This is a genomic window from Lederbergia sp. NSJ-179 (genome assembly GCF_022867885.1).
Lineage (GTDB): Bacteria > Bacillota > Bacilli > Bacillales > Bacillaceae_C > Lederbergia.
On record NZ_JALIFP010000069.1, the window covers coordinates 1 to 8,010 of the forward strand.

The following is an 8,010-nucleotide window of genomic DNA, read 5'->3' on the forward strand; positions in this document are numbered from 1 at the left end:
AATAACAGCTTTCTTCCATTGCCTCAATTGATTAACATGAATTCCGTGATCAGAAGCAATTTCGCTTAGTGTTTTTTCCTCCTTCAAGATTTCTAGCACAATTTGAGATTTGAATTCTGGTGTATATCGTTTTCTTTGTTTCATAAACCTACTTTAACATCTCCTCATTTCGTGTCTGGTTTCTTGGGTCCATTATAGATGACCCCGAAAAACAAGAGTAAAGTCATAAGCAAAATCGTCCAAAAAGCAGGCCTAAGCAAAGTGAATACACCTAAGGTTTCGAAAGGTTCGTAACTATACATTTCTCTTCTCAATTGGATTGGTTTCAAGATGTAGGTCACTACTATAGACCTCAAATACCTGATTGATTTCGCAATGATCAACTTGGTCCTGCTCCCATTTATGTTCAACCACACCTAGAAAACGCCCCACTGTACAAGGTATCCCTAACTCCTCACTAATTTCCCGTTTCAATGCATCTTTGGCGCTTTCTCCAAACTCGATATGGCCTCCAGGCAAAAAAGTATTTGTCTGCCCTTTCGCTTTTGCCAGTAATATTTTATTGTCGTAAATGATCAGACCTCTAGCTAAGTGATGAAATGGCTTTTGCAAAATCAACTTCCTCCTACCCTTTATTTGTCATTAAGAAACTAATTGTTTTCTTGAATCCACAACCGTAATTTTTCTGCATAGAAAGGACGTTCATCCGGTTCAGTCTCATATCCTTTGGTTAAGTAGAGTGTATCATTTTCATACCTCGGATAAACGTGAAGATGATAATGCCATACATCTTGATTTCCAGCAGGCTCATTATGTTGTCGAGTAGAGATTCCATGACATTCATATGTATGTTTCATCGCAAACGCTGTTAATTGAGCAGCACGATGAATTTCAGTAGCCAGTTCTGCTGGCAGCGCATATATATTCTCAAAGTGTTCATTCGGAATCACGAGAACATGCCCCTTGTTATTGGGCCACCACTTGCTTGCAATAAATGCCGTTACGTGTTTATTCTGATAGATAATGTCTCTTTGTTTCGTTCCTTTATTTGGTCTTTCACTCCCTGACACCACCCGACAAAATGGACATTCGTACGCTTCAGGTTTATGTGAATAAAAAGCCATTTCTAACCCTCCTATTCTAAAGATTGAAAAGGGATGGTTCCCAGTCCTCTAAAAGTGCCCAATTAATCTGTGGATTTCCATTTAACGAGCTCATTGAGCCTACGTATGTTTTCTCAGTCGATGTTCCTAATTCCATATAATGTTTCGCAATTTCAATGGTAGTCGCTGAAACATTCCGATTAGGTATTTCCATAAAATCTAGCCATTCTAATGAACCTTCATCGCTTTCATTTAGAGTAGAATTTTTTGAGATCTTCCCCAAAAAGACATATTGGATTCGAATTTCTTGATTGTCTTTTAGTCTAAGAACAATGTATCGAAGTGATAAATCTTCTATACAATCACTTTTTATCCCAGTTTCTTCTTCTATCTCCCTTATACACGCTTTTTTAGGATCATTGACTTCATCCCCATCAATATGTCCTCCAATTGGAACCAAGTGCCCAGCTAAAAAAATGTCCTTGGACCTTTTTTGAAGAAACAAAACTTCTTGTTCTTCATTCAGAAGAAAAGCCACTGCCATTTGTCTAAGTCTCAAAATATTACCCCCTTTCAAATATCTATTGCTACCTTACATCCTATTACTTTGGAGAGTTTCCTCTTTACTTCGGCACATTAATAGGAAAGTATTCTTTCTTCTAGACTTTAACCCATATTTCAAGAAGGAAAATTCATAGGTTCTGCACAATGAATATAGCCATTTTTCTTATAAAAATGAATGCTATCATCACTTGGCCAAACAATAATAAATTCATAACTATTTTCTTTTGCCCACTTATTTACAGTGGCAAGGAGTTTACTCCCAATCCCCTTATTTCTATATTCCTTAATAGTGTAGACATTCGTCATATAAGCAAATGGATGTGTTATCCTACCAGGGCGTGGTACCTTTTGAATTAATTCTATGAATATATGAGATATAATTTTTCCATTTTCCTCTGCAACCCAAATAAACCATTGACCACTACTTAAAGCATTTTCTAAAAAAGATTGGCATTCAATTTCAAAATCATTAAATGGAGTATTTTCAATTCTTTTACTTTCATCATGCTCAATAGTGAAATCCCATCTCATTTTTATTAATTGCTTCATGTCTTGATTTTCAGCAAGTCTTATATTCATCGAAAATCACTCCCCTTAACTAGTTAATTTTCTTCACAAATGTGTATACCAGTAACATCCATTTAAATTTTTAAAATTGTGGTTGAACCGTATACGGGATCATACTCCCATCCGGTGACCACTTTGTCTCTGCCTCATTAAAAGGATCTTTTCCTGAATGCTTCAATATCGAGAATTAATTTTACATTTTACAAATGCTTGATTTAAACACATTTCATATCTGTTGGTCTAGCGGGCATGCTAACCTTGTTGGCGCGCCAAGTCTTTTGTTACTTGGCATCTTGGCTGGGAGTACATGCGCAGAGGCTCTATGTCAAGCCAATACGGTGATAAATATCATAAAATGGAGGGGATACATTCATTCATACATTGTGAAACAACTGGACTAATTTGAACAAAAACCACCGATTTTGGATGGATTAAAGTGCATTTTTACATATTTCTCTTTAAAAACTCTTCTAAATTAGGAGATTGGTTATACTTAATTGCAGCTATCTTGTCTTTTTCCAAAATTACTTTTGATAAGTCAATATTATTTATACTTGCGATTGCAACAGTATAATGTATAACATCAGCTAATTCTTTTTCTAATGAAAAGTCTCCTGTATTTGATTTTCGACCTTCTAACTGATTTAAAGCTTCAGCTACCTCCCCAATTTCTTCAACCAGCTTCATAAATAATCCGGTTGACGATCGGCCTTCTTTATATTTTAAAGCTAAATAGTTTTGCAATACTTCAAATGTTAACTTATCCATGATTTTACACCCCTGTTTTATTTATTATTTTTGAGAGACCTATCTAACTCTATGAAGCTAAAAGTTACATCGTAAGCGGGAAATAATCTGACTTTTTGAGGTCACTTCAGTTTTCGCCATTTAAATACAAATGTGATATCTACTATTATTGTATCAATAGAGGAGAACACTCTATTGATACATCATTGAACTAGTTAAATGAATAATTGTTTTTGCGTCATCTTCAAGAAAATAGTTGTCACCTTGTTCTCGTTGTATTTTCCCTAAAATTGATAAATCGACGATAATTTGCAACGGCTCGTTATCCTTCCATGCTCCTACATGAATATGTGGAGCCCAAGAAGTACCGTTATTTCCACATTCGGCAAATTTTTGACCTGCTACTACTTGTTCATTCACTTCAACCTTTATATCTGTTACATGCCCATAAGCAAGCCGAACATCATCTTTTTCTTTTCAAAGCGGCCTGACTGTACATTCTCTGTCACCTACTTGCTCCTTACAATATTCGACATCTGGCTCCTTATAACCTTCCCATTACTTTGCTCCGAATAAATCATTTTCTACGTTAGTGTTTATTCCGGAAACTCAAAACTTTTTAATTTTTTCCAACAAAATGGATCACTGGAACGTTATGGTTATAAGGGAGGTGTAAAATGAAGCTTGACAAATTATTACAGACTGTTTCCAGCGGTAATGTTGAGGCACTAAGAGATTTGTATGAAATATTACGTGTCCCCGTTTATGCAGTAGCACTCTCTATTCTTAGAAATCCTGTGTTAGCTGAAGATATTTTACAAGAAACTTTTGTGAGGGTTTTTGATAAAGCAGACCAGTACCAACAAGGTACAAATCCTAAAGCTTGGGTGATATCAATTACACGTAATCTTTGTTTAGACACGATACGTAAAAAGCTGCCTGAACAAATTGAAATAGATACGATTAAAGATGATAAAAGCGATAATCCATTGTTAAAATTAATGCTATCTGAAGCTTTATATCAACTGGAAGAAATTGAACGGCAAATTGTCGTAATGCATGTCATCGTTGGATTAAAACATGTTGAAATTAGTGAGGAGCTGGGAATGCCGGCAGGGACAGTGCGATGGAAATATAGACAAAGTCTAAAGAAATTAGCAACGATCATTGGAGGTGACAATAGTGAAAAGAATACATCATATGTTTCGACTAAAAGAAGAAATTGAAAATAGCACCCCAGATGTATGGAATGAAATAGAGGGAAAAATTACTCAACGCATTGTGACGAATCTCCTAAAAGATTTAGACGGACTTCCCTCGCCAGAAGGCAGGTTATTAGGTGAGATAAGAGATCGCGTTAAACAACATATTTTAAACAAAGGAGCGTGAAGACCTGGTGGAAAAATTTAATCTAAAATGGGAAAAAGATGAAAAGTATATGTTACTGGAACAGCTTGAGAATCATTATGACGATGCACTTTGGAAAAGAACACTCGAACTTTATCAAGAGGCATTAGATAAACAACCTGATAATCCTGAATACCTCTTTTCTTATGGTTACCTTTTTGAAATGAAGGCGAATAGATATCTGGAGGAAGCTGCAAGCAGTTACCAAAAGGGATTAGAAAGTAAACTTATTACAACAGAATATTCATGGATTAGTGGTAAACTACACGCACAGCATATACGAGTACGGGCACAGCTTTTTGAAAATCATAAGTCTATTGAATTTTACAAAGAGCAATTAAAAAAAGCTCCTAAGGATCCTAGAAACTATTGTTATCTAACTCAATGCTATCTAAAATCCGATCAAATTAGCGAAGCAAAAAAAGTGATTGATGCCGGTTTAAAACTTTTCCCCATTTATGCCGAATTACACTATTACAACGGAGAAATACAATCTCGTCTAGGACTGAGTGAAAAAGCATTACATTCATGGGAAAAATCTGTCCAGCTTGATCCACAATTTATTGATGGTAGATTTAGTAGAGCTTTTTTATTCACTAGAGAAAAAAAGTACCTAGAAGCGGCACAGGAATGGAGATTGATTATACATTTTATGAATGAATATGGTTTTGATGATGACTATCCCAAACATGAACTGCAAGCAATTGAAAAATTAATAACGGAAAAGAACTGACGCACAGAAAATTAGCAGCTCCAATTTTGTACTAGATGAACGGGTAATCCCTTGTTACGATTGGTTTGTGAAGGAAGCCTTATATGCTATAAGGGATTCCTTCACTTTTCTCTGTTATTATATATGTATACTTCTTCAGGTTTTACTTAATTCATTTGATTTCCTTATCTATCACAAATCATAATAAAACATGTTCCCTCTCAATCTTCCTTTAGTTTCTGAAAAGTAAGAAAAAATTGAAATAGTACATCTAGATTCCTTTATTATTCATTATAAGTTACCCCTTTAATCAATCTTTTTTATAACGATACAATTCTCATCCTCTAATCTACCAACCCCTACCTCAATCATTTTTAATAACTTACCAACATCAGCGACAAGTGATTTAAACCAACAAACTATATCACTCATACGTTTTTGAGCCTGATTTCGTTATCCTGAACAATAACCTTTAACGAATTTCCGAAAGAAGTCTCCCTCTTCAATCATGTGCAGGGCAAAGCCCAATGATAAGGGGGAGATGAATTTTGGTTAGGCGTTAGCCTAAAGTGTTCCGGTGTATTGCCAATTGTTGTTATGTCTCATATGGATCAATTCCTTTAGATTCACTTGTTTATAGGATTTATTCTGCTCATCCATGTTTTGACGTATGCCACGCTTGTACCTGTAAATCCAGTGATGAAACCGACTTTACCATACACTTGCACTTGATCATTGAGATAAAAACCGCCCAGAAAAATCCTTTTGATAGTCTCGTTTTACTTTTCAAACCAATCGGGCAAATCTTTTCCCTTTATACAGTAGTCAAACCATGCCACCACCCGTTTCATATAATCCTTTTTATATACATCATTCCAACCACCATTGTGAAAGGCTTCGGGATAATACACGAGATTTGTTTTTATGCCTCGAGTAATAAGGGCATTAAACAAAGTGCGAGAGCTACTTCCATTTAACTCCCGTTCGGCACTTGTTTCAATAAACAACATAGGGGTTATTATCTTCTCAAAATGTTCCATGGGAGAGAATTTTTTATATACATCGGGTTCAAACCATAAGTCATTTGCTATTGTACCCTTACTTCTGTTCTCCGACATTGAATGAAAGGAACTATTCATATAACGATCTGTCTGTAGTGGATCATATTCTCCTACCATTCCGATTGCTCCCTTAAAACGAGTTGTTTGTGATATTGTCCATGCTGTAAGATGGGCTCCAAAACTGCTACCGTAAATCCCTAGCTTCTCGGGGTTAGCAATTCTAGCATTGATCAAGTAATCGACTCCAGCTATGACATCTTCATATGGCGCTTGCATCAATTTATAATGTGAAAGTTCATATTCGAATGCCTCGCCATAACCGCTGCTTCCGCGGAAATTTGGCAAAAAAATTGCATAGCCTTGTTCAGCGAGAAAGTAAGCAGCACTTTCAGCTCTCCCTGACATTAACTCTGAAAAATTTGCCCTCACATAATATTCAGGACCACCATGCAAATAAACAAGGGTTGGGTATGTCTTCGTTGAATCATAATTCTTAGGGAATACAAGCAAGGATTCAATTTCCCATCCACGACTTACATATTTAATGATTTCAACTTTTGGTAGACTTTCAGGTTGAATCTTCTTGCATAGGTTACTAACTTTTCTAATTTCACCTGAACCTGTTGCTTCCCATAATTCTATAGGGTTATGTGGATCGCTATAAGGAAAAAGGATGGATTCCCGTTTATGATAACTTTGAGCTATAGCCATACATGTAAGATCCTGAACTGTTTTTCCTTTCTCTGTTAACGCATTGATCTCACCAGTATGAGCGTTAACTGAATAAAGAATATTAGAGAGCCCCTCTTGAGAGCTGAAGAATAGCTGACTTCCATCATTTGCCCAAGCATGGAAAGTGATAGGATCGTGGCCCATAATTGGAACTTCCCGTTTTATGATAAAGTCATTTTCCTGAATATAGCCTAATTCGAGATGCTTCTCCCTTATTCTTGCTAGTAAAAGGATGGTACCCAAGGCTTTTATCAAGCCGAGATGACCATCATACAACTCCTCCACATGAAGGGTATAAGGATTTATTTTAAGCAGTTTTGAACCTTTTCTAACCAACAGTCCCTCATCACACCAAGTCATAATGAAATAAGCGCGCTCAGAATTAGGCGTAATCGGCTTATTCTCTCCAGTCTCAAGATTGATCATATAAACAGAAGATGTAAATGTAGCTCGAGCTTGCTGTTCAGCTACTTGTAGCTTATTTTCCCCCTTTTCAACTTGAATATGTGTAGGTCCCTCTTGTTTTTTAATAAAGGATTGCCATAATCCGTAAAAACTTCCATTTGGTTGAACCGTATAAGCAATCATCCTCCCATCCGGGGACCACTTCGTCTCCGCCTCATTAAAAGGATCTTTTCCAGCATGCTTTGAAGAAGTGAGTTGCCTTTTATTTGAACCATCCTGATCCATGACCCATATTTCTTTTTTTCCTGATGCCCGGGATATATAAGAAATTCTCTGGCAGTCCGGGGACCATGAAGGAGCAAATGTATCTTCTTCTGGTAAAGTGAGTTGCACAACACTACCCGTGTCGATCGTACACTTCCATATAGATCGATTACGTTCATCATAAATATATTGCCCATACGGCATATCTGAATTTCCTAATACGATTAAGATTTCCTGATCATTTGGAGCAACAGCAAATTCTTGAATTTCAAAATAATGTAGCTTGATTAGCTTATTTAATAGTTTTTCTACTTCCTTCTGTGTTATATTGTCCGCAGCCACTCTCAATGGCGGCTATATAGCCAGTGGCATTGACGGGGCAATCTAATAACCGCCACCTCCAATGCCACTGGCATTTATAAAAGACAACTCAACTGCCGAAATCTAA

The 8,010-nt window shown here is 36.4% G+C and carries 10 protein-coding genes and 1 pseudogene; 3 read left to right on the forward strand and 8 right to left on the reverse strand.

The genetic code is table 11. The features are described from left to right. The 7 genes and pseudogenes from MUB24_RS22475 to MUB24_RS22505 form a co-directional block, all read right to left on the reverse strand. Positions 1-144: transposase (locus tag MUB24_RS22475; protein ID WP_244707911.1), on the reverse strand; the 144-nt coding region annotated here is incomplete at its 3' end. 150 nt (positions 145-294) lie between these two features. Then, positions 295-612, reverse strand: coding sequence for an NUDIX domain-containing protein (locus MUB24_RS22480; protein WP_244707889.1), 318 nt, complete (start codon positions 610-612; stop codon positions 295-297). Positions 613-650: 38 nt separating this feature from the next. Next, positions 651-1,124 (reverse strand): HIT family protein, encoded by a 474-nt coding sequence (locus MUB24_RS22485; RefSeq protein ID WP_244707892.1) that lies wholly within the window; start codon positions 1,122-1,124, stop codon positions 651-653. Between the two features lie 16 nt (positions 1,125-1,140). Beyond that, positions 1,141-1,662, reverse strand: coding sequence for an NUDIX hydrolase (locus MUB24_RS22490; RefSeq protein WP_244707894.1), 522 nt, complete (start codon positions 1,660-1,662; stop codon positions 1,141-1,143). A gap of 119 nt (positions 1,663-1,781) precedes the next feature. Next, on the reverse strand, positions 1,782-2,246 hold the full coding sequence (locus MUB24_RS22495) for a GNAT family N-acetyltransferase (RefSeq protein WP_244707897.1): 465 nt from the start codon (positions 2,244-2,246) through the stop codon (positions 1,782-1,784). A 432-nt stretch (positions 2,247-2,678) separates the two neighbouring features. Beyond that, complete coding sequence (locus tag MUB24_RS22500) at positions 2,679-3,002, reverse strand: MazG nucleotide pyrophosphohydrolase domain-containing protein (RefSeq protein ID WP_244707899.1); 324 nt, start codon at positions 3,000-3,002, stop codon at positions 2,679-2,681. Between the two features lie 171 nt (positions 3,003-3,173). Continuing rightward, positions 3,174-3,440: pseudogene (locus tag MUB24_RS22505) on the reverse strand (M23 family metallopeptidase); the annotation flags it as partial. Positions 3,441-3,658: 218 nt separating this feature from the next. On the opposite strand from MUB24_RS22505, the gene MUB24_RS22510 reads away from it, so the two are divergent. Genes MUB24_RS22510 through MUB24_RS22520 form a run of 3 tightly spaced genes read left to right on the forward strand, consistent with a single transcriptional unit; the run spans position 3,659 to position 5,121 of the window. Continuing rightward, on the forward strand, positions 3,659-4,207 hold the full coding sequence (locus MUB24_RS22510) for an RNA polymerase sigma factor (protein WP_244707903.1): 549 nt from the start codon (positions 3,659-3,661) through the stop codon (positions 4,205-4,207). Beyond that, positions 4,164-4,370, forward strand: a complete 207-nt coding sequence (locus tag MUB24_RS22515) for a hypothetical protein (protein ID WP_244707905.1) — start codon at positions 4,164-4,166, stop codon at positions 4,368-4,370. The genes MUB24_RS22510 and MUB24_RS22515 overlap by 44 nt, the downstream gene beginning before the upstream one ends. Before the next feature lie 7 nt (positions 4,371-4,377). Next, positions 4,378-5,121, forward strand: a complete 744-nt coding sequence (locus MUB24_RS22520) for a tetratricopeptide repeat protein (RefSeq protein ID WP_244707907.1) — start codon at positions 4,378-4,380, stop codon at positions 5,119-5,121. A gap of 758 nt (positions 5,122-5,879) precedes the next feature. On the opposite strand, the gene MUB24_RS23575 is transcribed toward MUB24_RS22520, so the two are convergent. Continuing rightward, positions 5,880-7,904, reverse strand: coding sequence for a S9 family peptidase (locus tag MUB24_RS23575; RefSeq protein WP_244707909.1), 2,025 nt, complete (start codon positions 7,902-7,904; stop codon positions 5,880-5,882). Between the last annotated feature and the right edge of the window lie 106 nt (positions 7,905-8,010).

Coding starts and splice junctions, on each gene's coding strand:
- MUB24_RS22510 (WP_244707903.1), top strand. CDS start 3,659: ATGAAGCTTGACAAATTATTACAGACTGTTTCCAGCGGTAATGTTGAG.
- MUB24_RS22485 (WP_244707892.1), bottom strand. CDS start 1,124: ATGGCTTTTTATTCACATAAACCTGAAGCGTACGAATGTCCATTTTGT.
- MUB24_RS22495 (WP_244707897.1), bottom strand. CDS start 2,246: ATGAATATAAGACTTGCTGAAAATCAAGACATGAAGCAATTAATAAAA.
- MUB24_RS22500 (WP_244707899.1), bottom strand. CDS start 3,002: ATGGATAAGTTAACATTTGAAGTATTGCAAAACTATTTAGCTTTAAAA.